Annotated in this window: 1 protein-coding gene and 1 pseudogene; both read right to left on the bottom strand. The window is 56.1% G+C overall.

Annotated elements, in window-relative coordinates; translation table 11 throughout:
• Window positions 1–111: AlpA family phage regulatory protein (locus tag MUY21_RS15995; RefSeq protein WP_248411268.1), on the bottom strand; the 111-nt coding region annotated here is incomplete at its 3' end.
• A 334-nt stretch (window positions 112–445) separates the two neighbouring features.
• Window positions 446–585: pseudogene (locus MUY21_RS15990) on the bottom strand (integrase); the annotation flags it as partial.

Genomic DNA, 585 nt, shown 5'->3' with positions numbered 1-585 from the left:
CTTGATCGGCTTGGGGAATGTCCCCTCGGCCATCATCGCGTAAAGCGTCGAGCGTGACAGCCCGACCAATTGTTCCACATCCGGGCGTCGATAGATTTTGTTCTGCGTCATATGTGACCGCCTCCCATTTGCCCCAGGTCGATCCTGTTTTGACCTGGGCCTCTTTGGGCAGTATGGAGAGGTCAGGGAGTGCCGTGTTGCGCGTCCTGAAGTCTCGTCGGTTCCGGTGTTGCAGCACCGGTTCCGACACGCGACGGCAACTGCCCATTAGCGCCGCGTGAGACCCAATTAGGGTCGCAAATTACGCGCGTCAAATGACCCTACAGAGGGTCGTAATTATTTAATTATGATATATAGTTGTCAGGCTTTCGGGGGGATTACATATACGTAGGCGAAAAACAATTTGAAAAACCGCCAAAAAAGTTTCCTTTTGGCCCGCGCGCGCTCAATTTGAGGGGCTCGATTGGCCGTTCAGCACCGCTGACCAGTCTTCAAGCATGGCGCGACGGCGACTCAGCATATCTGTCCGGCGATAGGCGCGCTCTACCTCGCTGCCGACCGTATGCGCCAGCGCGAGCTCGGCCA

Origin of the sequence: Aliiroseovarius sp. S2029, assembly GCF_023195575.1 — a bacterium.
Taxonomy (GTDB): domain Bacteria; phylum Pseudomonadota; class Alphaproteobacteria; order Rhodobacterales; family Rhodobacteraceae; genus Aliiroseovarius; species Aliiroseovarius zhejiangensis.
This window is presented reverse-complemented; position numbering and strand designations above follow the sequence as displayed.